This is a genomic window from Rhodococcus sp. P4_E4 (assembly GCF_056401575.1).
Window position 1 is genome coordinate 71,637 of sequence record NZ_JBFUJB010000031.1, and the last position, 21,900, is coordinate 93,536.

Genomic DNA, 21,900 nt, shown 5'->3' on the forward strand with positions numbered 1-21,900 from the left:
TGATCAACCCACGACGGGCAATACCGAGTTGCACGGTACCGGCCGCTGATGCGCGGGATCGAGTGCATTGAGAGCAAAAGTCGCCGCGCGCAGCGACGCCGCGATGGCGAGATGATCGGAGATGTCTTGCTCACAACCGTCCTGGACGACGATGTTGGTTGCGTTCGGCCCGGGCTCCAGCCCATTTGTATACGGCAGCACCAGTTCGTCGTAGCGCGTCGTGATGTTCGTGTAGTGAACGCCCGGCGCGTAAACGCCTCCCGCACGGAGATTTTCGATGAACTCCGAACCGGCCCCCATGTTCAGGCACGCCTTGCAGATCGGGAATCCTGCCTGTGCCGCCTCGGATACCCCGAGTTCGCGAAGGCTGCGGCCGATACTTGCCTGCTCGTTTCCGAGGGTTCCCTTCCACAGCGATGCCACCGAGACGATGTTGTCCACTTTGTCGGCACCGCCGAGGAACTTCGCGTAGTACCCGTTGATGATCGTGCCTTGCGAATGCCCGACAAGATCCACCGACGTTGCGCCCGTAGCGCCAAGAACTTGATCGACGAAATTCGACAATTGTGCTGCGCTGGAAGGAATTTCCTGCATTCCACCGATGGCCGACAACGGCCACGGCTGCTCGGGGAAGTTTCCGTACGTCAGCGCGAAGACGCAGTAGCCCTCGTTGGCGAGCAACGGCGCATAGGTGGCCCAGTTGGTCTGCCTGTTTCCACCCGTTCCGTGAACGAGCACAACCGGATTGGGATGTTCGGCAGTAGGTTTACACGAAAAGTCATTGGATCCAGGAGCTGAACCGCCAGGATTTCCCAACTCCTGAGGAACACCGGCAAGGAAGGCATTGGGCACGGGCAACGGGGCCTGAGCCGAAGCCACGGAGGTGAACCCGACAAGCATCAGAGCGGCAAGAACCACGCCCCCGAACAACCCGATTCTGTGCACGACCGACTCCTCTACGAGAGATGCGAACCGTGCAGACGCTAACAAACTAGAACGCGTTATCAATCCGTTTCGGCAAAATGCGCCCGAATCCATTCGCGATCCATTTCAGACGGCCTTTTCGTAGGCTCGGCGCACCTCCGTGGAAATACGACCGCGGGCCGAAATCTCGAAGCCCGCACCCTTGGCCCATTCGCGGATGGCGGCACTCTGATCGCGGTCCGCAACGGGACGGGATTTGGTCACCGCTCCGTTGACTGATTTGGCGGAATTCGACTTTCTCGCATGAGGAATCCACTTTTTCAGTGCATCGCGCAGTTCCGCGGCGTGGGCGGCGGTCAGATCGATTTCGTAAGCAACTCCGTCGACGGAAAACTCCACAGTTTCGTCCGCGGGCGATTTTTTGTCCAGATCGTCAACCATCGTGACAACAACCTTTTTCACCACGACCATTCCTCCCCAGATCCTTCGATAAGCAGCGACAATAGCACCTGGACAAACGTCCTGTCTTGGCTCGTCCGGATGATTGGGACTGATCTCCGCCGGGTATGCCAGTCGACTTGTCTTGCGACAAAGACAGTGCCGATACATTCCTTGCGGCGCATCGGGGGATGCATCCAGACGTGGGAATCATGACAGACGACGGCTCGAGACAAGACCTCTACCGAGCGCAATCTTCGCCTCCAAGAACGGCACTCTCGCCAGCATCGCTTACAGCGGACCCACGAATTTCACCATCTCCGGACGCCCTGCGATCCGGTACACCGCAACCGTCACAAATATCCCGGCGGACAACGAATGCGATCCGCCCTCAGCACAATTCGATGTCGTCACCACACCCGGATACTCCACAGCCGAGGTCATGGTCTTCCTTGTCCAGTCGGATCAGGGACTACCTGACGCACTCAACCAGGGCACGATCGACCAAATCATCGCAACAATTCGAAAGTCCGAAACTCAGGCGACCGCGCATGGATGAATCCTTTGCCGCAGGCGAATGTCGTTGGGAACAAATCGAATCCCAACTACGAGCGCTCCCCGCTGAGCTGATCGAGCTGAAGAATTCACCCAGATTCATCTGGTTTTCGGCACCGCCGATAGCCGACGACGACGCCGACTGTGAACCGTATCGAATACCTTGGGAGTGCCCCAACTGAAAAAGGTTCGGCCGCAACATGTGCGGCCGAACCTTGATCGAAGTAAAGCTAGCGAGCGGACGGACGAACGATCGGGAAGAGGATCGTCTCGCGAATACCGAGACCCGTCAAAGCCATCAGCAGTCGATCGATTCCCATGCCGGTGCCGGTGGTCGGCGGCATGCCCTGTTCCATCGCGGCGAGGAACTCCTCGTCCAGCACCATCGCTTCGTCGTCGCCTGCCGACGCGAGGCGCGCCTGGTCGACAAAGCGCTCACGCTGGATGACCGGGTCGACAAGTTCGGAGTAGCCGGTCGCCAACTCGAATCCGCGGATGTACAGGTCCCACTTCTCGGTGACACCCTTCTTGCTTCGGTGATCACGGGTCAGGGGCGACGTCTCGACCGGGAAGTCACGGACGAACGTCGGCACGTACAGCTGATCGCCGCACTGGTGCTCCCACAACTCCTCGACGAGCTTGCCGTGGCCGTAGCCCTTGTCCTTGGGAACCTCGAGGCCTACCTTCTCCGCCAGAGCGAGAAGCTCGTCGACCGTTGTATCCGGCGTGACCTCGGTGCCGATGGCAGCCGACAGCGACGGGTACATCTCGAGAACCTGCCACTCGCCACTGACGTCGTACTCGGAACCGTCGGCGAGGGTGAGGACCTGCGTGCCGAATGCTTCCTGCGCAACTTCCTGGACGAGTTCACGAATCATCTTCGCGGAATCGTCGTACGTGCCGTAGGCCTCGTACGTCTCGAGCATCGCGAACTCGGGCGAGTGAGTGGAGTCGACGCCCTCGTTGCGGAAGTTGCGGTTGATCTCGAAGACCTTCTCGATACCGCCGACGACGCAACGCTTGAGGAACAGTTCCGGCGCGATACGCAGGTACAGGTCGATGTCGAGGGCGTTCGAGTGCGTGACGAACGGGCGAGCTGCCGCGCCGCCGTGCAGCGTCTGCAGCATCGGCGTCTCGACTTCGAGGAAGCCGCGGCTCTCGAGCGCATTGCGCAGCGCACGGACAACAGCGACGCGCTTGCGGGCGTTGTCGCGAGCCTCGGGGCGAACGATCAGATCCGCGTAGCGCCGACGCACCCGGGACTCTTCGCTCATCTCCTTGTGAGCAACCGGCAGGGGGCGCAGCGACTTGGATGCGATCTGCCAGGCGTCGGCCATCACGCTGAGCTCACCCCGACGGGAGCTGATGACCTCACCGTGGATGAAGACGAAGTCGCCGAGGTCCACGTCGGACTTCCAGGCAGCCAGTGCCTCTTCGCCGACGCCGGCGAGGCTGATCATGGCCTGCAGCTGGGTACCGTCGCCTTCCTGCAGAGTCGCGAAGCACAACTTGCCGGTGTTGCGCATGAAGATGACGCGGCCGACGACGCCGACCAGCACGCCAGTCGCCGTGTCCGGCTCGAGTTCCGGGTACTCCGCGCGGATCTGCGCGAGCGTGTGGGTGCGATCGACCGAAACCGGGTACGCCTCCTGCCCCTGCGCGAGGATCCGTTCACGCTTCTCGCGCCGGATACGGAGCTGCTCGGGGGTGTCGTCGACTGGCTGGGCTTCTACATCACTCACGGGGTACAAGACTACTGGGCCGTGTCCACCGCGTTTGTTGCTGGTAGCACCGCGGCAACCGCGAGCACGCTTCCCGACAGGAAGTACAGCGCAACCCTGACGTGATTCCACACCGTCCAACCCGCCTCGTACGACGCCCATGCGGCTGCATCGGTAGCGCTGACCGAGGCAAAGGCGTCGTTGCGGGGGACGTGGTAGATCGCTGTCACCGCGAAGGACGCGAGCACCCCGACGCAACCGACAACGGCAAGGACCCAGCCGTCCGGTCTGGAGATCGCTGCCCAGATTCCGGCGGCGATCGCGGTGAGCGCCGATCCGACGAGGGGCAGCATCAAGGCGCTCCGCGGTGCTTCGACGTTGATCGCCTGCATCGACGTGATCGCGGCGTGTGCATCGACCGACCGCAGAGCGGGCATTACGAAGGACGAGAACGCGAACAACGCACCACCGGCAACGAGCGCGCCGAGCGCAGTCACGCCGACGAGCAACTCCAAGAAGATCTCGGATTTCTTCACGACCAGACCCCCGTTCGAGCAGCCTCGGCGGCAAAAGTGGTGAAATCTCGAGCGGGTCGTTCCAGGACCTCTTCGACGACGCCGGTCACACTTTGATTTCGTCCGTCGAGAACCTCGGCAAACAAGTAAGTGAGCAACTCCACGACATCACTCGGGACGCCAACTTCTGCCATGCCGTCGGAAAACTGTTGCAGTCCAATTCTTTCAAATGACACCGCACGCCCCGACGCCGCCGAAATCGCCTCAACGGCCTCCGCGAAGGTGAGCAACTCCGGACCCGTCACCTCGAGAACTCGGCCGAGGAGGTCGGTTCGAGTCAATGTGGCCACCGCCACGTCAGCGAGATCGTCGACGTCGATGAACGGCTCCCCCACCTCACCGACCGGAAGTTCCAGGTGGCCTTCCCGAATCGGATCGAGTAGATACCCCTCACTGAAGTTCTGGGCAAACCAGCTGGCCCGCACCACAGCCCATTCCAGACCGGTGTCGGCCAGAACCTGCTCGGCTTTCTGCGCCGCCGGTTCACCGCGCCCGGACAGGAGCACCATGCGACGAACCCCTTCGCGGTACGCAAGCTCCGCGAGTTCCTCGATGTGGGTGCTCGATTCCGGCACTGCGAGGTCCGGCGCATAGGTCACGTATGCCGCTTCGACACCGGACATCGCGGGCTGCCACGTCGTCTGATCGTTCCAGTCGAAACGCGTCCCGGATGTTCTCGACGCGATTCGGGTACGGATTCCCACCGCCGTCAGCCTCTGCGCAACGCGCGCACCGGTCTTACCGGTACCACCGATCACTACTGCCGATTGAATGTCGCTTGTTGTCGTCATGTACTCATTCGACCGCGGAGCGTCAATACGATCCATAGTCGAAGGTCGCAAAAACATACGTCAGCGTCTACCGTCGAAACATGGATGCATTGTCGATGATGCTGGCCGGGTCGCGGGCGGAGGGCGCTTTTCTGCTGCGCTCGCTGCTCGATCCACCGTGGTCATTACGTATCGAGGACCACGCACCGATCACCGTGCTGGTTCTGGTTCGCGGCACCGCAGTTGTCGTCTCCGACACCGGACAGACCGAAGATCTCGAGGCCGGCGACATTGCGCTCCTGCGCGGCCCCGATCCCTATACGGTCGCCGATCACCCGGACACCCCGGTCCACGTACTCATCGACGAGGCACAAAACTGCGCCGCAGTCGACGGATCGCCACTCGAGGACATGTCGGTTCTCGGCGTTCGCACGTGGGGCAACTCGACCAGCGGCCAGACCGTCATGCTCACGGGCACATACCGTTTGGACTCCTATGTCAGCCGTCAGATCCTTGACAGCCTGACACCCGTCGCGGTAGTCCGTCGCAGCATGGAAACCACGCCGATGACAAAGCTTCTGGAACAACAAATCGCCGCGGACGGGCCGGGACAGGAAGTGTTGTTGGACAGGCTCCTGGACCTGGTTCTGATCTCGGCGGTCCGTACGTGGTTCGCCGAGAACCCGAATCGATCACCGCGATGGATCAAGGCCTACGAGGATCCCGTCATCGGGCATGCCTTGCGGCTCATACACAATCGGCCGGAACACCCCTGGACGGTCGCGAGCCTGGCCCGGGAGTCCGGCAGCTCACGAGCGGCCTTCGCGCGCCGGTTCACCGGTCTCATGGGGATCGGACCCGTCGGCTATCTGACCGAGTGGCGCTTGTCGGTGGCGGCAGATCTACTCGCAGACCCGGCACGAACGGTGTCCTCGATCGCGCGAGAAGTGGGCTACTCGAGCCCCTTTGCGCTCACAACGGCCTTCACCCGCCATCACGGAATGAGCCCGAAGATTTACCGCCAGACCCGCTGTGCGCCTTTATTAACCGCCCGCGGTTAATAAAGGCGCACAGCAAATACCTCAATGAGCCGAAACCGCCGCCAACTCGCGGGAGCAATGACGAACTCCGCTGAGCGCACCGAGCAGTCCGGCGGCCTTGATCGCCTGGTACCCGCCCACGAGATCGGTGGCCTTGTGCAGACCCAACTGCTGCAACGACGCTGCGGCCAGGCTCGAGGTGTAGCCCTCGGAGCAGACGATTACCCACTCGACGTCGTGGTCGGTGGCCAACGCGAGGTGTGCGCTGCTGGTGGGGTCGAGTCGCCACTCGAGAACGTTTCGCTCGATCGCGAGTGCACCGGGGAGAGTTCCCTCGATGGCGCGCTGCGCCTGCGGGCGAATGTCGACGAAGATCGCGCCGCGATGGAAGGCTTCGGTGAGCTGGAAGACGTACATACGATCGATCTGTGCGCGAGCGTCGTCGAGCATTTGGTCGATGGTCATTTGGTGCCCCCCTCGGGCAGGTCGGTCAGCTCGGTACGGGTGCGACGAAGAGTCCGGTGATCCGTCACTTCGTAGAAGGACATTGCCGTCAGTGGCGGCGAGTAGGCGTGAACACTCAGAGTCGGTGCATCAGAGCTGATTTCGATCGGAGCACCAGGAGCATCCGTCGAACGCACGACATCGTGAACCCAGCCGAGCGGGAAAGAAGCCTGATCGCCGGCGTCGAGCTGGCGTTCCACCAGGGCGTCACCGGCCCAACGGAATTCGGTGAGAGAACCACTGAGGACGGTCAATGCGCCGAACGAACCTGCGTGGTCGTGCAATTCGGTGTTGCGTTGGGGTACCCAGCTGATGAGCCACACATCGACGTCGTCGTCCGCATGCAGGCGAGTGGACCAACGATCGAGCGTCGGGAAGGCGTCGGGAATGAGGTGGTCGAAACGGCCGTCGAGCACGCCGTTCGCTCCCTCGTCGGTCAGTCGCAGCAAATCGGCCGGGCGAAGGCGGGTAGGCAACGACGCACCACTCGGACGGCGTCCGGACGCCCCACGATTAGCGCTACGACCTGCGGAAACAGCACGGTCAGCAGCGAGAGTAGGGGTCAAAACAGAGAGATCTGCAGAATATGTGGATAGCACGAGCTAGCTCCAAGGAATGTGAATTGGTCAAGGCAGGGGTCAGCCTCGACAACACTCCTGAGCACCCATGCAGCGATTCACGAGCACCATTGTGGCATAACTTTTGCAATCGCGAAACTGCTGGAACGAAACCATCGATCAGGCGACCGGTCGTCGACCGGATCCACGACGCGCCTGATTGCGCTCGAAGACCAACCTCAGCCCCTCGAGAGTGAGGTCCCGTTCGAGGTGGTCGATAGTGTCGGATTCGGGAATGATCAGCGGTGCGCTGTCCCCGGTTGCGATCACGGAGACGTCGTCACCACCGAACTCCGGCAGTTCGTCGCGTACGCGGTTGACCAATCCGTCGACGAGGCCGGCAAAGCCGAATACCGCACCGGACTGCATGCATTCGACGGTGTTCTTGCCGACCACCGAACGCGGGCGCACCAATTCGACCTTGCGCAGCGCAGCGGACTGCGACGCCAAGGCATCGGTCGAGATCTCGAGTCCGGGCGCGATGCAGCCGCCCAGAAACTCACCCTTGGCGGAAACGACGTCGACACAGGTCGACGTACCGAAGTCCACGACAATGCACGGACCCTCGTAAAGATGGTGAGCGGCAAGACTGTTGACGATCCGGTCGGCTCCCACCTCTTTGGGGTTGTCCACCAGCAGTGGCACACCGGTGCGAATACCCGGTTCGACCACCACGTGGGGAACGTGACCCCAGTACCGCTCCAGCATCACGCGGATTTCACGCAAGACGGACGGCACTGTCGACAGCGCCGCAACGCCGGTGATCTCATCGACATGAGTACCCAACAGCCCACGGAAGGTCAACGCCAACTCGTCGGCAGTCATCCGAGGGTCGGTTCGCATTCGCCAGTCCTGCAACAGCTTCGAATACTCACCAGTCCCGGAAAACAACCCCAGAACGATATTGGTGTTCCGCACGTCGACCGTGAGCAGCATGGATTACACCAGGCTGGATTCGCGCGAGGCCTCGAGTGTCGACAGCATGCGCGGGGTGATCAGACCCGAACCCTCCGGCGCGTGAGCCGGGTCTGAGCCGAGTTCGATCTGCTTGTTGTCGGCATCGACGAAGACGACGCGCGGGGAGTATTCCTTGACTTCCTGCTCGTTCATCACGCCGTAGGCGATGAGGATGACCAGGTCACCCGGCTTGACCAGATGCGCTGCCGCACCGTTGATTCCGATGACACCGGTTCCGCGCTCGCCGGCGATGACGTACGTCTCGAGACGCGCACCGTTGTCGATGTCGACGATGCACACCTGTTCGCCCTCGAGGAGGTCTGCGGCGTCCATCAGATCCTGGTCGACGGTGACGGAGCCGACGTAATGCAGGTCGGCGTGAGTCACGGTGGCGCGGTGGATCTTCGACTTCATCATTGTGCGAAACATATCCAGGTCCTTACTCGTGAAAAGTGCTCAGTGAGACAGCAGGTCGTCGATGGCGTCGGCGGATGGGTCGGTGTCACGCTCGAGGAACCCGGTTCCCACCGCGACACCGACGTTGTCGATCAAACGGGTGGTTCCGAGCTTGGCGGCCACTAACAGTCGGCCGTCACCTCTCTCGGGCGCGGGGCCCAGATCGACGCCCCGAACCTCGAGGTAGTCGACCTCGATTTCCGGAACAGCTGCCAGAACAGCGCGTGCGGTTTCCAGAATTGCTTCCGCTCCCCCGGACGCCGCGTGTGCACCGGCGATCAGAGCAGCGGACAGCGCGACCGCTGCGGCGCGCTGGCCCTCGTCGAGGTAGCGATTGCGAGAGGACAACGCGAGGCCGTCGAACTCGCGGACCGTCGGAACTCCGATGATCTGTACGTCGAAATTGAGATCCCACACCATCTGACGGATGAGCGTCAGCTGCTGGTAGTCCTTCTCACCGAAGTAGGCGTGATTGGGTGCCGCGATCTGCAGCAGCTTCGCCACAACCGTCAGCATTCCGGCGAAGTGAGTGGGGCGCGCTCCGCCTTCGAGTTCGCTACCCAACGGGCCCGGCACGATGGTGGTGCGCTGGCCCCGCGGGTACATCGTCTTGGCGCTCGGCGCGAACACCAATTCGACGCCCTCGGCGCGAAGCAGGTCGAGATCCGCATCGAGAGTGCGCGGGTACGCGTCCAGGTCTTCGCCCGCACCGAACTGGAGCGGGTTCACGAAGATGGAAACGATCACGACGGCGCCGGTGACCTTGGCCTGACGAACCAATTCGATGTGGCCGGCATGCAACGCACCCATCGTCGGAACGAGCGCCACCTGACGCCCGACACCTCGCAGTGCCCGCGAGACGCGCCGAAGCCTGTCCGGATCGTGGTGCACCGTCAGTTCGCCGCGCTTGTATCCGCCCTGCAGATCACTCACGACGGTCACCTCCCGTTTCAGTCAAGATGTCGAACAATTCGGTGGGGGCGCCCACCCGCTGGGCCGATCGCAAGGACATCGCCCGATAGCCGGCAGCGAGCTCCGGATCCAGTTCTGTCAGTACGCGCAAATGTGTGTCGACGGCAGCAGCGTCGCCGCGTGCCACCGGACCGGTCAACGCCGAGGGACCGCGTCGTAGCGCGTTGTCCAAGGCTGCCGACAGCAGCGGCTGCAGGACACGCTCGGCCACTCCACCCGGATCTCCGTCGACCAACTGTTGACCGAGCAGCTCGTCACCTTGCAACGACGCTCGCAGCGCCTCGACGGCGTCGACCACGAGCGTGACCAGGTGATTACTGCCGTGAGCCAGTGCCGCGTGGTAGAGCGCTCGGTTCTCCTCGCGCACTCGGACGGGCTCGCCGCCGATCTCGAGGACCAGTGACTGCGCGATCGCGTAACCGATGTCGTCGGCAGCAGTGATTCCGAAGCATGCCGACGACAGCCGTGCGGTGTCCTCGTCGTGACCGGTGAACGTCATCGCCGGATGGATAGCCAAGGGCAGCGCGCCGAGTTCGGTGAGCGGAGTCAGGATCGCGATGCCGTTGGCACCGGACGTGTGGGCGACGAGCGTGCCCGGCTTGACGGCTTGGGTGGCCGCGAGACCTCGCACAAGATCCGCAAGCTGGTCGTCAGGAACGGCAAGAATCAGCAGTTCGGAGCGAGCTGCGACGTCGGCAGCCGGAAGAATTTCGGTATCGGGAAGCCGCTTCACAGCGCGGGCGACCGAGGCACTGGAGACGGCGGAGCAAGCGCTGACAACATGACCGGCTCGCTCCAATGCGGCACCGACAGCTGTTCCGACCCGTCCTGCTGAGACAATTCCTACCGTCAATCGCGCAGGTGCAGGCCCATTAGTGATCCCGAAGGAAGTCACCGGATTCCTCTCGTTCGTTCCAGTCCCGCTCGGCGGGTACCAGACGTTCTGCGTCCGAGGATATCCTTCGCCCGAACCGTCATGCCATGGCCGGGCGAGTGATCTGCGACTCAGTCCTCTCGGCGACGACGTCGACCGGAGCCTTCGGACGGGTTGCTCGAACTCAGGTTCGCCATTATTTCGGCGACGGTCAATCCGTTGGAATGAGCACCGCTCGCGGCATCTTCCGGAGCGGCACGGCGACGACGGCGAGGCTCTGCGTCAGGCTCCGCAGCGGGTTCAGCTTCCGCGACAATCTCGGGAACAACCTCGGGCGCCTCTTCGACGACAGCGTCTTCGATGACGGCGTCTTCGATGTTCGGGGCCTGGGCGGGAGCCTTGACTTCAGGCTCGACGGGCGCTACCGGTTCCGGATCCTTCTCCACCGGAACGTCTTTCACCGTTCGTGTCGGCGAGGAACTCACAGTGGAACTCGCTGGGGAACTCGCTGGGGAACTCTTCGGTGCCTGGTTCCCGCTCTGATTCTGCGGCTTCTGCGTCTCTTGTGGCTTCTGCGTCTCTTGTGGCTTCTGCGTCGGTATGACGCGCGGCGCCACGAAGCTGCTGTCGCGCCACGACGTCTCAGCGAACACGACGGTTGTCTCAGCAGTCACCGGATCGTCGTTGGGCGATGCCAAGCCGCCGACGTTCGGTGCCGGTTGGCTGGGTCCGTTCTGGCCGGCGCCGGGAACGTACAACCCCGACGGTGCCGGCTGGTACGCGCCGTACGAACTACCGCCAAGTTCCGGTACTCGCGTGGAATCGGTCTTGAGCGCGGTCTGTTCGGGCAGCAGTCCACCTTCGAACAGTGCTTCGAGGTTTCGGCGCAGCGCCACCAATTCGGCGCGCAGCCCGGCCAGTTCCTCCGCGTCCGCGGTCACCTCACGTCGCACGCGACCTTCGACGCTCAGTTCGTACTCACGTCGAGCCGAAATTTCACGTTCGAGCTGCAGTTCGTACACGGTCTGCAGATCGGCAACCTTGGCTTTGTCCAGTGCCGACTCACGCCGATACTTGGTCATGGCGATAGCGCCGAGGGTGGCTGCCCACAGAGCGACGACCAGTCCCACCCGAAGAAGCTGAACGCTGTTGCTGAAGATCAGAAACAGCGAAGCAATGACAGCAAGTGCCAGAAGAGCAGCAATGATCATCTGGCTCGCGCTGCGCTTGCTTCGGCGCGCAGACTTCGATCGACCAGAATTTGTCATGGTTGCCAGGGTACTTGCCGAGACCGGGGTCGCCACGTACCTCGGTGGGTGATTTGCCGACCAGGCTGTCAGTGCGCGGGCTCGTCAGGTGTATCTTCCGGCGTCTTGCAACAATGTTCGAGCCACAGAGCTGCCGCTACCAGCGCAATTGCGGCGCCCAACCCCACCCACGCGCCCGGCGTGTCGGAGGCTGCGGCCTGCAGAACCGAGCGCTGTGGGATGAGATACACCAGCACTCCGACCCAGACACCGACGGTAGCTGAACCGACCAAAGCGGATGCTTTGGCCAATGCCAGCGCTCGGGCGGCGGTGATGGGATGAAGCTGTCTGAGCCCGTCTCCGACCTGACGGTTCTTGACGCGTGAACGAATGACAAAAGCGAAGACGGCCTCGGCAACGGCCACGAAGTACAGCGACGCTCCCGCATAAACGGGGATGGGCGGCATCGAACCGTAGAACACGCGAATCAGAATCCAGGTCGCCACAGCCGCAACCGCAGCCAGAACCGCGAGTTCACTGATCCGGGTCGGCTTCAAACCCTTGCCTTCTTCGGTCACCGCGCAAGCACCACATCGGTAGTGCGCACACCTTCACGCTCAGTGCGATCGAGGCCGTCGAGAATTTGTGCCACCGACAACTTCTGGCCGTCGACGATCAGCGTCGCGTCAGGCTCGACGTCCAGCCAGGGAACGAGCACGAATGCCCGTAGATGCGCTCGCGGATGCGGAAGGGTGAGCACGGGATCGGAACTGACGACGCCTTCGCAGTCGACCACGTCCACGTCCAGGCTCCGGGGTCCCCAACGCTGTTCGCGCACCCGGTCTGCAGCTTCCTCGAGTGCTTGCGACCGGCGAAGCCACTCAGCGGCGTCGGCCTCGGGATCGTCGACCACCACCACCGCGTTGAAGAAATCCTGCTGCTCGACGCCACCCCACGGCGCCGTCGAGTAGACCGGTGAGACAGCAACGACGGCGCTGCCCAACCCGTCGACAACGGACTGCAGGTGAGCCACGCTGTCGCCGATGTTGGAACCGATCGACAGAACAGCGCGCGTCATGCCGATCTGGTCCGATGTGCGACGACGGCGACGTCCGCAAAAACCAGCGGAATCGGTGCCGACGGTTTGTGGACCACGACCTCGACGCTCTCGACTCGCGAATCTTTCATGACGTCGTCGGCAATCTCAGCGGCGACGGTCTCGATGAGATCGCGCGACGGGCCGGCAACGATGGCTGCGGCGGCTTCCGCCAACTCGCCGTAGTGCAGGGTCTGGGTCAGATCGTCCGACGCCGCGGCGGGAGCCAAGTCCATCCACACGGTGATGTCGATGAAGAAGTCCTGACCGTCACGCTTCTCGTGGTCGAACACTCCGTGATTGCCGCGAACCTTCAGCCCGCGCAATTCGATTCGGTCCCCCATGTCAGGCCCTTTCTCGTCCACGGTTCCAGGCGTCGACCACGGCAATGGCGTCGAGCGAGGCTTGTGCGTCGTGCACCCGAACTCCCCAGGCGCCCTCACGTGCTGCAAGGGCCGAGACCACGGCCGTCGCAGTCTCGCGGCCACCAGGCGGACGGGGATTGCCGTCGGGATCGCTGAGCAGAGACCCCAGGAACCGCTTGCGGGAAGCGCCGACCAGTATCGGGAATCCGGTCGCGTTGAACTCGGGTAGTGCTCGCAACAGGGCCCAGTTGTGGTCGGCGTTCTTCGCGAACCCGAGGCCGGGGTCGAGGATGATCGACGACGAATCGACCCCAGCCTTCAACGCCAGATCGACCTGCGACAGCAGTTCGTCACGGACGTCGCGGACCACGTCGTCGTAGTGATCGGCGCTGCCACGATGGACGTAGTCACCGGCCGAGCGCCAATGCATGAGGATCCAGGGCACTCCGGCGTCGGCCACAACGGATGCCATGTCGGGGTCTGCGCGACCGCCCGATACGTCGTTGACGATGCCTGCGCCCGCTTCGATCGCGGCGGCGGCCACGGAAGCACGCATCGTGTCGACGCTGACGCGAATTCCGGCTGCCACGAGTTCTTCGATCACCGGGGCAATACGGTCCGCCTCGAGTTTCGGATCGACGCGGGTGGCTCCGGGGCGCGTCGACTCGCCGCCGACGTCGACGATGTCGACGCCTATGCGTTGCAGTTCGAGCCCGCGAGCGATCGCCGCGTCACGATCGAGAAATTGACCACCGTCGGAAAACGAATCGGCGGTGACGTTCAGAATCCCCATCACGACCATCCGGGCCGGATCGCTACCTGCAACGGGAGCCGCGGACATCTCGCTCACTTACGAAGGATGAGGTCCAGCGCTTCGGACCGTGAGGCCGCGCTGGATTGCAGGAGCCCACGAACCGCAGACGTGGTCGTGCTGGCTCCAGGCTTGCGGATACCGCGCATCGCCATGCAGAGGTGCTCGGCTTCGATGACGACGATGGCTCCACGCGGGTCGAGCTTGCGCATCAAAGCATCCGCGATCTGGCTGGTCAGGCGTTCTTGAACCTGCGGACGCTTGGCGTAGAGATCGACGACGCGCGCGAGCTTCGACAAGCCGGTGACCTTCCCCGACTTTCCCGGGATGTAGCCAACGTGAGCAACACCATGGAAAGACACCAGGTGGTGCTCGCACGTCGAGAACATCGGAATGTCTCGCACGAGCACCAATTCCTGGTGACCCTCGTCGAAAGTTGTGTTCAACGCGTCGTCGGGCTCGGAGTACAGACCCGCGAAGATCTCCTTGTACGAGCGCGCAACCCTGGCCGGCGTATCGAGCAGACCTGGGCGCTCCGGATCTTCACCGACCGCGATCAACAATTCCCGTACGGCAGCCTCTGCCCGCGCCTGATCGAACGGGCGGCCCGTTCCGAGCGACACCAGTTCACTGGCCACATCATTCACCGACAACCGAACTCTCCTCGAGAATTGTTCACAGGTCCCCCGCCGCAGAGCCTAGTGGCGCAAGGTCAGCGGGATCCGTCCGGTCCGTCCCAGCGAGCGGTGCTCGGGCCGTCGTCCTCAGCCGAATGATGCGGCGGCGGAGTCTGCGGCTGTTCCGGTGCGGGGCTCTGCCACTGGTTTTCGCCGGTCGGGTTTCCCCGGTTCGGATCGGCGAAGGGTCCACCGTCCGGGTACTGCACCGGGTAATCGGGCTGCGCGGGGTAACGACGGCCGGGGTGCGACTGCTCGGGGTACGCCTGCTGTCCCGGATGCGGCTGACCGTACTGCCCCTGATCGGGCTGGGGCTGACCGTGTTGGGGCTGACCGTGTTGGGGCTGACCGTACTGGCCCTGCGACTGGTTCGGCGGGGTCGGATTCTGTCCACCGGTGTACCCACCCGACTGCTGTCCGGGGTACGTCGGCGACGGGTTCTCACGCGGAGGCCAACCCGGTGCCGACCATCCGGCGGGCGCTCCGTAATCGGGTGTTCCCGGTTGCGGCGTCTGCTGCGGGGCACTCGGCTGCGGGTACGAGGGCTGTGCGTAGCCGTTCGAGGGCCCCTGGTTGCCGTTGTTGGGGAGACCACCGTTGTTGGGGACACCGCCGTTGGGTGCACCGCTGTTGGGTGCGCCTGCCTTGACGAGAACAGGTGCAGCAGCGGGCTCCGGCCACGTTTCGCCGCGCTCGATCGCGAGTTCGCGAGGAGTCTTCACCGGCGGACGATCCGAAGGCGTGCGCCCACCGAAATCGTTGAAAGCCGTGATACGCGGACGCTTTTCGACGCCGGCAAGGATCTTCTCGAGGTCCTTGCGAGTCAACGTCTCACGCTCGAGCAGTTCGGTAGCGATGAGGTCGAGCGCATCGCGGTACTCGTTGAGGATGGCCCACGCTTCGGTGTGCGCCGCCTCGATGAGGTTGCGCACCTCCTCGTCGATTTCGCGAGCGATCTCGTGCGAGTAGTCGGACTGAACGCCCATCGAACGGCCGAGGAACGGATCCCCGCCCTCCTGTCCGTAGCGAACCGCGCCGAGCTTGGCACTCATGCCGTATTCGGTGACCATCGCGCGTGCGATCTTGGTCGCCATGTCGATATCGGACGACGCTCCGGTGGTGGGCTCGTGGAACACCAGCTCCTCGGCGGCGCGTCCACCCATTGCCATGACGAGACGAGCGATCATCTCCGAACGCGTCATCAAACCCTTGTCGTCCTCGGGCACGGTCATCGCGTGACCGCCGGTGCGACCGCGAGCGAGGATCGTGACCTTGTAGACCGGCTCGATGTCCGGCATTGCCCAAGCAGCCAGCGTGTGACCGCCCTCGTGGTACGCCGTGATCTTCTTCTCGTGCTCGCTGATGATGCGACTCTTACGCCGCGGTCCACCGACAACACGGTCCACCGATTCCTCGAGCGAGGCTTCGGTGATGACGGTTCCGTTTTCGCGTGCGGTGAGCAGCGCAGCCTCGTTGATGACGTTCGCAAGATCGGCACCCGACATTCCGACGGTCCGCTTCGCGAGGCCTTCGAGATCGGCGTTGGGATCGATCGGCTTGCCCTGCGAGTGAACGCGCAGGATCGCACGGCGACCGGCGAGGTCGGGAGCGCCGACCGGAATCTGGCGATCGAAGCGTCCCGGACGCAGCAGTGCTGGGTCGAGGATGTCGGGGCGGTTGGTTGCGGCGATCAAGATGATGCCGGTGCGATCACCGAAGCCGTCCATCTCGACGAGCAACTGGTTGAGCGTCTGCTCGCGCTCGTCGTGTCCGCCGCCCAGGCCTGCGCCGCGCTGACGACCGACGGCGTCGATCTCGTCGACGAAGATGATGCAGGGGCTGTTCTGCTTGGCCTGCTCGAACATGTCGCGAACACGCGAGGCACCGACACCGACGAACATCTCGACGAAGTCCGAACCGGAGATGGTGAAGAACGGGACGCCGGCTTCGCCTGCGACAGCGCGAGCGAGCAGCGTCTTACCGGTTCCGGGAGGGCCGTACAGCAGCACACCGCGCGGAATCTTGGCGCCGAGCGCCTGGTAGCGAGCCGGGTTCTGCAGGAAGTCCTTGATCTCGTACAGCTCTTCGACAGCCTCGTCCGCACCGGCGACGTCGGCGAACGTGGTTTTCGGCATGTCCTTGGTGAGCTGCTTGGCCTTCGACTTACCGAATCCCATGACTCCGCCGCGACCACCGCCGCCCTGCATCCGGTTCATGACGAAGAAGAAGATGCCGAACAGAATGATCATCGGCAGCACGAACAGAAGGATCGACGTCAGCCAACTCTCCTGAGTGACCGTCGTGTTGAACTTGTCCGCTCCGGCGCCTTCGACCTTGTCGAAGATCTGCTCCGACGCACTCGCGGGGTACTTCGCCAGGATCTGCGTCTTACCGTCGGTGGCGTCGTTGCCGTTCTTGAGCCACAGACGAACCTGCTGCTCACGGTCGTCGATCTGCGCCGACTCAACGTTCTTGGCGTCGAGTTGGGATATCGCGACCGAGGTGTCGACGGTCTTGAAGTCGCGGGTGTCGTTGCTGAAGTAGCTGAAGGCATAGATCACCAACAGCACGACGGCTACGAGTAGCACGTTACGGAACACAGTCTTACGGTTCATACAGGTCGGCCGATGTGGCCGGTCCTTTCGAGAGTGCGGGTCTGCCAGGTCGCCTTCCGGCTGCCAACCGGACACCTGCAGGTTACCGCGATCGGCCCCATCGATGCCCGCCAGCGGCCGTGCCGCTTGGTTGGAACGGTCGTCACTGTGTTCAACGTGCGCATTACCGATCAGGTTCCCGGGCTACGTCGCAGCACAGTTTCCTGTGAGCGAACATGCTCATAGTGGTTATCGTGCGCTTTTCCGACGCTCGTCCGTCGTTATTCGTCAGGCCGTTTCGGAGAGGATTCCCGCAACAGCGTCAGCGGCGCCCGATTGGTCACCGTCGATGATCCGGTGCGCGAGCTGATCGAGTCGCGCAGACAGTCGCGCCGAGGACTCGGGCACGTCTGCCTGCTTGGCGATGGTGTCGTCGAGATCAGCCAATAAGCCGCCGCCGGCCAGGTGCCTGACGCAGCGCCATGTCTCGGCGAAGTTTCTCGCGGTCCCGTCGTCGGTCAACATCGCGACCCGAAGCGCAGCGTTGGGATTCGACGCCGCCGCCCGAGCCAGGCCGGCCATGATCGCTTCCCTGGCAGCAGTCAGTTCGTCGACGGTTCGGTCTTGCAACCGCACTCCCGAGTCTGCAGACCTACCCGCGTCGGGCGTCGGAGCTTCGCGAATCACCGCACCGTTACCGTGCTGGATTTCGACTCTGCCCCGAATCTCGAGGGCCACGAGCGCTTGAGCCAGCGACGCTCGACTCACGCCGAGTTCGGCAGCCAGGCTGCGTTCGGGAGGAAGCCGATCGCCGGGCGAAAGGCCTTGAGCCTCGATGAAATTCGAAATGTGCTCGGCCAACTGCTCATACAGACGCGGACGCTTCAATCGTCCGGGCAGGCCCGAGCGCGAGCCGGGCGATGACGTCGAATTCATGCCTCGGAGTGTACTTGACAAATGGAGCAGTGGCAGAGAGGCTAGGCCAATTCCAAGTGATGCAGACCACAAGCTGGTCGCGAACGGATTGAGAGTTCGATGGCAAATGTCATAGCCCTGTCAGTACTTGTCCTGGTGTTCGTCATATCCACCGTGAGGTCGGTGAACATGGGTGCGCTTGCCCTGGTGGCTGCCTTCGTCGTCGGAACACTGGTCTTCACCGTCGATACCAGCGAGATCCTCGACGGCTTCCCGGCCAGCCTCTTCGTCATCCTGGTCGGCGTCACCTATCTGTTCGCGCTGGCAAGAAACAACGGCACGGTCGACTGGATCATTCACGCGGCGGTCCGGGCGGTCAGAGGACGAGTGGCCCTCGTGCCGTGGGCGATGTTCGCGGTGTGCGCGGCAGTCACCGCCATGGGCGCGGTCAGTCCCGCTGCCGTCGCCATCATCGCGCCCGTGGCGATGGGCTTCGCCACCCGCTACCGGATCCACCCCATGCTGATGGGCTTCATGGTCGTCCAGGGCGCAACGGCGGGCAGCTTCTCCCCTATCGGAATCTTCGGTGTGATCACCAACGACGTCATGCGCCAGAACGGCCTCCCGTCCAGCCCGGCCTTGCTGTTCGTCTCAACCTTCGCAGCCGCGGCCGTTGTTGCCGCAATCGCGTACGTCTCGTTCGGCGGTCGCGCATTGATTGCACGCGGCGCCTCGGAGCGCGTGCTCGTCAGCGCAGTCGGCAACGCGTCGGGCGGTGGCGACACCATCACCGGTTCGGGTTCCGGCGACAGCTCGAAGGGTGGCGGCAAGTCCTCGGGTGGGACCGCTCCGCACGAGGGAGCACTCAATCTCGAGCGGCGACTCACCCTGCTCGGGCTGGCATCACTTGCACTCGGCGCCTTGGTCTTCGACCTCGACGTCGGATTTACCGCACTGACCGTCGCGGTACTTCTCACCCTGATCTTCCCGGCCTCCGCCCGCGGAGCCGTCGACAAGATCAGCTGGGGCACCGTCCTCCTCATCGGCGGAATCGTCACATACGTGGCCCTATTGCAGAACCAAAACACCGTCCAGTGGCTCGGGGATTCGGTAGCTCACGTGGGCATTCCACTTCTCGCGGCGTTCCTGATCTGTCTGATCGGCGCGATCGTGTCGGCGTTTGCATCCACCACCGGAATCCTCGGTGCACTCATCCCTTTGGCAATTCCCTTCCTCATGACCGGCCAGGTCAATGCAACCGGCCTGGTTATCGCACTGGCAATCTCGTCGTCTCTGGTCGATTGCAGTCCGTTCTCGACCAACGGCGCGCTGGTGGTGGCGAACGCCGCTCCGGAAGAACGCGACGTGGTGTTCGGGCTGACGATGCGGTGGGGCATGACCATCATGGTGGTGACGCCGATTCTCGCCTGGTTGCTGTTCGTTGTTCCCTGGTCCGTCTGAATCTTCGCTCAAAGAAAGGGAACTCGCGATGAACAGCGAATCCACACTTCTGCGCTCCCTCGACCCCCGCATCTTCGACGATCACGGAGCGGCGGTCAGTTTCGGCGAAGGCGCGACCCTCTCTCGCGCCGACTTGTTGGCCGCCGCCACCGCGGTCGCCGATCGAATCCACGGTGCACAGCGAGTGGCAGTACAAGCCGCCGCCGGCCTCGAGACAGTGGTCGCCGTCGCCGGCGCGCTGATCGCCGGTGTTGCCGTGGTCCCGATCCCACCGGACTCCGGCCCGCTCGAACGTCAGCACATCATCGCCGATTCCCAGGCCGAACTGATACTCGGAGACGGACCGTCGGATTCGAGTATCCCGTTGATTCCCATCGATATTCACGCGCGATCTGCGACGTCCTATCCCGAACCGAGCGCGGCAGCTACCGCACTGATCATGTACACCTCAGGAACCACCGGAGCGCCGAAAGGCGTCGTCCTCTCGCGAGCAGCGATCGCAGCAGATCTCGACGCACTTGCCCACGTGTGGAATTGGACTCCGGAGGACACACTCGTCCACGGACTGCCCCTCTTCCACGTCCACGGGTTGATTCTCGGCGTGTTGGGCGCATTGCGCGTCGGTTCACCGCTGATTCATACCGTCAGACCAACTCCGGATTCGTATGCCGCAGCGGGTGGCTCGTTGTACTTCGGTGTTCCGACCGTCTGGTCACGCGTGTGCGGTGATCCCTCGGCGGCAGCAGCATTGCGATCCGCGCGCTTGCTCGTGTCCGGAAGTGCACCACTTCCGGTTCCATTGTTCGAGCGGATGAAATCGCTGACCGGATTGGCTCCCGTCGAGCGCTACGGAATGAGTGAAACCCTCATCACCGTCAGCACGACGCACGACGGCGAACGTCGCCCGGGTTGGGTCGGGCACGCCGTTCCGGGAGTCAGGACGAGGTTGCGCGGCGAGAACGGCGAATTGTCGGCGCACGACGGAGAGCAGCTTGGGCAACTGGAAGTTGCGGGAGCCGTGCTCTTCGACGAGTACCTCGGGAACCCCTCGAAGACAGCGGAATCCATGACCGAGGACGGCTGGTTCCGCACCGGCGACATCGCGGTGATCGACGACAGCGGATTCCACCGCATCGTCGGCCGCGAGTCGGTCGACATGATCAAGTCCGGTGGATACCGCATCGGTGCAGGCGAGGTGGAACAGGCACTTCTGGCATACCCCGGCGTTCGCGAGGCCGCCGTCGTCGGTGTGCCGGACGACGATCTCGGCCAGCGCATAGTCGCATTCATCGTCGGAGATGTAGCCGACTGCGCGGTGGTTTCGGACTTCGTCGCCGAATCGCTGTCGATCCACAAGCGCCCTCGTCAGGTTTGTCTGGTGGACAGCTTGCCCCGCAACGCTATGGGCAAGGTCCAGAAGAAGCTGCTGACGCTCTGAAGGCAAGCCTCTTCCATCGAAGCGCGCTCGGTCACTGTCGGGTCACCACGACGGCGGCGTCAGCCATCCGATCGTGGAAGCCGCGGACGTCCGGTGCGCTACTGATCGAAACGATGATCGCGATCGAAATAGCGACTGTTACAAGAGAACCGAGAATGCTCGCGACACTGCCCAACGACATCGAATTCAGCATGCCGACGAGCTCGTCACCACTACCGAGCATGGCCAACGCCGAAACAGCCGATCCGAAGTACATGGGGATCACGAATGCATTCCGTTTGAAGGACTGCGCCAAGGCCGGACGTGCACCTCCTACCGAGCGAACCCCTATTCCGAGGGCGAGTTTGCCCAGCGTTACCCCGAATGCCGACTCTCCCCATACGAAGTACACGATCGAACCGATCCCGATCAGCAGGCCGATCAGACCCGAACTTGTCCGGTAGGAATCGAAGTCGAATCCGTTTCCGAGCGTCGCGGTGGAGATCATTCCGCCGACGACCGACACAACTGCGAGAATGGCAAAATCGATGAACCGCGCGGCAACTCGTATCCCCGCGCCGGCCGGCCGAAACCCACCAGGCAGGAGTGGAACGCCGGTCGGCCCATACCCCGGGTTCGGTTGCGGCACGGCAAATTGCGGCACGGCCGGTCGTGGTGCGGACGGTTGCACAAGGTCGCCACTGGAGTGGGCCTCCGGTCCGCTCGAAATGAACGTCTCGGTCGCAGGTTCGGGTTCGGGTCCGAGTAGACCGAATTGCCCAGCAGCCCTTCGGTCCAATGCCGCATCCACAGCCGGATCACCCAGCGCTTCGAGCCACGTCACAAGATCGTCGTACGTCGACGGATTCGCAGCGATCGCCGGCCGCAACTCCGGCGAACTCGATGCGATCTCG

General features: G+C 63.1%; 24 protein-coding genes. 4 read left to right on the forward strand and 20 right to left on the reverse strand.

What is annotated here, in order from left to right; genetic code table 11:
- Positions 1-3: 3 nt before the first annotated feature.
- Both AC1DVN_RS28650 and AC1DVN_RS28655 read right to left on the reverse strand, forming a co-directional pair.
- On the reverse strand, positions 4-945 hold the full coding sequence (locus AC1DVN_RS28650) for an esterase/lipase family protein (RefSeq protein ID WP_019746799.1): 942 nt from the start codon (positions 943-945) through the stop codon (positions 4-6).
- Between the two features lie 105 nt (positions 946-1,050).
- Positions 1,051-1,389 carry a histone-like nucleoid-structuring protein Lsr2 gene (locus AC1DVN_RS28655; RefSeq protein WP_003945673.1) on the reverse strand — a complete coding sequence of 113 codons (339 nt, stop codon included), beginning with the start codon at positions 1,387-1,389 and terminating at the stop codon, positions 1,051-1,053.
- A 118-nt stretch (positions 1,390-1,507) separates the two neighbouring features.
- On the opposite strand from AC1DVN_RS28655, the gene AC1DVN_RS28660 reads away from it, so the two are divergent.
- Positions 1,508-1,921, forward strand: a complete 414-nt coding sequence (locus AC1DVN_RS28660; protein WP_477994594.1) for a DUF8017 domain-containing protein — start codon at positions 1,508-1,510, stop codon at positions 1,919-1,921.
- 226 nt (positions 1,922-2,147) lie between these two features.
- Here AC1DVN_RS28660 and lysS read toward each other — a convergent pair whose 3' ends face one another.
- From lysS to AC1DVN_RS28675, 3 genes are read right to left on the reverse strand one after another with little or no spacing between them, the layout of a single operon-like run.
- Entirely contained in the window at positions 2,148-3,659 is a 1,512-nt protein-coding gene (gene lysS, locus AC1DVN_RS28665) for a lysine--tRNA ligase (protein ID WP_477994596.1), read from the reverse strand.
- An 11-nt stretch (positions 3,660-3,670) separates the two neighbouring features.
- Positions 3,671-4,174 (reverse strand): anthrone oxygenase family protein, encoded by a 504-nt coding sequence (locus AC1DVN_RS28670; RefSeq protein ID WP_477994598.1) that lies wholly within the window; start codon positions 4,172-4,174, stop codon positions 3,671-3,673.
- A complete protein-coding gene (locus AC1DVN_RS28675) occupies positions 4,171-5,004 on the reverse strand; it encodes an NmrA family NAD(P)-binding protein (protein WP_317831185.1) in 834 nt (277 codons plus the stop codon). The genes AC1DVN_RS28670 and AC1DVN_RS28675 overlap by 4 nt, the downstream gene beginning before the upstream one ends.
- Before the next feature lie 80 nt (positions 5,005-5,084).
- Here AC1DVN_RS28675 and AC1DVN_RS28680 point away from each other — a divergent pair, with 80 nt between their 5' ends.
- Positions 5,085-6,044, forward strand: coding sequence for an AraC family transcriptional regulator (locus AC1DVN_RS28680; RefSeq protein WP_477994599.1), 960 nt, complete (start codon positions 5,085-5,087; stop codon positions 6,042-6,044).
- A gap of 21 nt (positions 6,045-6,065) precedes the next feature.
- Here the strand turns inward: AC1DVN_RS28680 and AC1DVN_RS28685 are convergent, their stop codons facing one another.
- The 14 genes from AC1DVN_RS28685 to AC1DVN_RS28750 all read right to left on the reverse strand — a co-directional run bounded on the left by AC1DVN_RS28685 (position 6,066) and on the right by AC1DVN_RS28750 (position 18,129).
- Positions 6,066-6,488 carry a rhodanese-like domain-containing protein gene (locus AC1DVN_RS28685; RefSeq protein ID WP_003945445.1) on the reverse strand — a complete coding sequence of 141 codons (423 nt, stop codon included), beginning with the start codon at positions 6,486-6,488 and terminating at the stop codon, positions 6,066-6,068.
- A complete protein-coding gene (locus tag AC1DVN_RS28690; protein WP_477994601.1) occupies positions 6,485-7,003 on the reverse strand; it encodes a cysteine dioxygenase in 519 nt (172 codons plus the stop codon). Before AC1DVN_RS28690 ends, AC1DVN_RS28685 begins: the two co-directional genes overlap by 4 nt.
- Before the next feature lie 261 nt (positions 7,004-7,264).
- The gene (locus AC1DVN_RS28695; RefSeq protein WP_019746791.1) at positions 7,265-8,080 is read right to left on the reverse strand and encodes a type III pantothenate kinase; all 816 of its coding nucleotides are present in this window, start codon (positions 8,078-8,080) and stop codon (positions 7,265-7,267) included.
- Between the two features lie 3 nt (positions 8,081-8,083).
- Positions 8,084-8,530: an aspartate 1-decarboxylase gene (gene panD / locus AC1DVN_RS28700; protein WP_003945761.1), complete on the reverse strand. Its 447-nt coding sequence runs from the start codon at positions 8,528-8,530 to the stop codon at positions 8,084-8,086.
- Between the two features lie 27 nt (positions 8,531-8,557).
- Positions 8,558-9,490, reverse strand: a complete 933-nt coding sequence (gene panC, locus AC1DVN_RS28705) for a pantoate--beta-alanine ligase (protein WP_173362658.1) — start codon at positions 9,488-9,490, stop codon at positions 8,558-8,560.
- Complete coding sequence (locus AC1DVN_RS28710; RefSeq protein WP_019746789.1) at positions 9,483-10,424, reverse strand: Rossmann-like and DUF2520 domain-containing protein; 942 nt, start codon at positions 10,422-10,424, stop codon at positions 9,483-9,485. Before AC1DVN_RS28710 ends, panC begins: the two co-directional genes overlap by 8 nt.
- A 110-nt stretch (positions 10,425-10,534) precedes the next feature.
- Positions 10,535-11,671: a DUF6779 domain-containing protein gene (locus AC1DVN_RS28715; RefSeq protein WP_477994604.1), complete on the reverse strand. Its 1,137-nt coding sequence runs from the start codon at positions 11,669-11,671 to the stop codon at positions 10,535-10,537.
- A gap of 68 nt (positions 11,672-11,739) precedes the next feature.
- A complete protein-coding gene (locus tag AC1DVN_RS28720) occupies positions 11,740-12,207 on the reverse strand; it encodes a DUF3180 domain-containing protein (protein WP_153213529.1) in 468 nt (155 codons plus the stop codon).
- A 17-nt stretch (positions 12,208-12,224) separates the two neighbouring features.
- Positions 12,225-12,728 carry a 2-amino-4-hydroxy-6-hydroxymethyldihydropteridine diphosphokinase gene (gene folK, locus AC1DVN_RS28725; protein ID WP_030534807.1) on the reverse strand — a complete coding sequence of 168 codons (504 nt, stop codon included), beginning with the start codon at positions 12,726-12,728 and terminating at the stop codon, positions 12,225-12,227.
- Positions 12,725-13,090, reverse strand: coding sequence for a dihydroneopterin aldolase (gene folB, locus AC1DVN_RS28730; protein ID WP_003945780.1), 366 nt, complete (start codon positions 13,088-13,090; stop codon positions 12,725-12,727). The genes folK and folB overlap by 4 nt, the downstream gene beginning before the upstream one ends.
- Before the next feature lies 1 nt (position 13,091).
- Entirely contained in the window at positions 13,092-13,952 is an 861-nt protein-coding gene (gene folP, locus AC1DVN_RS28735) for a dihydropteroate synthase (RefSeq protein WP_029254407.1), read from the reverse strand.
- 5 nt (positions 13,953-13,957) lie between these two features.
- Positions 13,958-14,575 carry a GTP cyclohydrolase I FolE gene (gene folE / locus AC1DVN_RS28740; protein ID WP_019746783.1) on the reverse strand — a complete coding sequence of 206 codons (618 nt, stop codon included), beginning with the start codon at positions 14,573-14,575 and terminating at the stop codon, positions 13,958-13,960.
- Positions 14,576-14,634: 59 nt separating this feature from the next.
- A complete protein-coding gene (gene ftsH, locus AC1DVN_RS28745; RefSeq protein ID WP_477994605.1) occupies positions 14,635-17,214 on the reverse strand; it encodes an ATP-dependent zinc metalloprotease FtsH in 2,580 nt (859 codons plus the stop codon).
- 267 nt (positions 17,215-17,481) lie between these two features.
- Positions 17,482-18,129: a FadR/GntR family transcriptional regulator gene (locus tag AC1DVN_RS28750; protein WP_007727006.1), complete on the reverse strand. Its 648-nt coding sequence runs from the start codon at positions 18,127-18,129 to the stop codon at positions 17,482-17,484.
- Positions 18,130-18,228: 99 nt separating this feature from the next.
- On the opposite strand from AC1DVN_RS28750, the gene AC1DVN_RS28755 reads away from it, so the two are divergent.
- Positions 18,229-19,569: an SLC13 family permease gene (locus tag AC1DVN_RS28755; protein WP_003945503.1), complete on the forward strand. Its 1,341-nt coding sequence runs from the start codon at positions 18,229-18,231 to the stop codon at positions 19,567-19,569.
- A 28-nt stretch (positions 19,570-19,597) separates the two neighbouring features.
- The gene (locus tag AC1DVN_RS28760) at positions 19,598-21,007 is read left to right on the forward strand and encodes an acyl-CoA synthetase (protein WP_477994609.1); all 1,410 of its coding nucleotides are present in this window, start codon (positions 19,598-19,600) and stop codon (positions 21,005-21,007) included.
- Between the two features lie 31 nt (positions 21,008-21,038).
- Here AC1DVN_RS28760 and AC1DVN_RS28765 read toward each other — a convergent pair.
- Positions 21,039-21,900 (reverse strand): RDD family protein (locus AC1DVN_RS28765; RefSeq protein WP_477994610.1); only part of this gene is annotated, 862 nt, incomplete at its 5' end.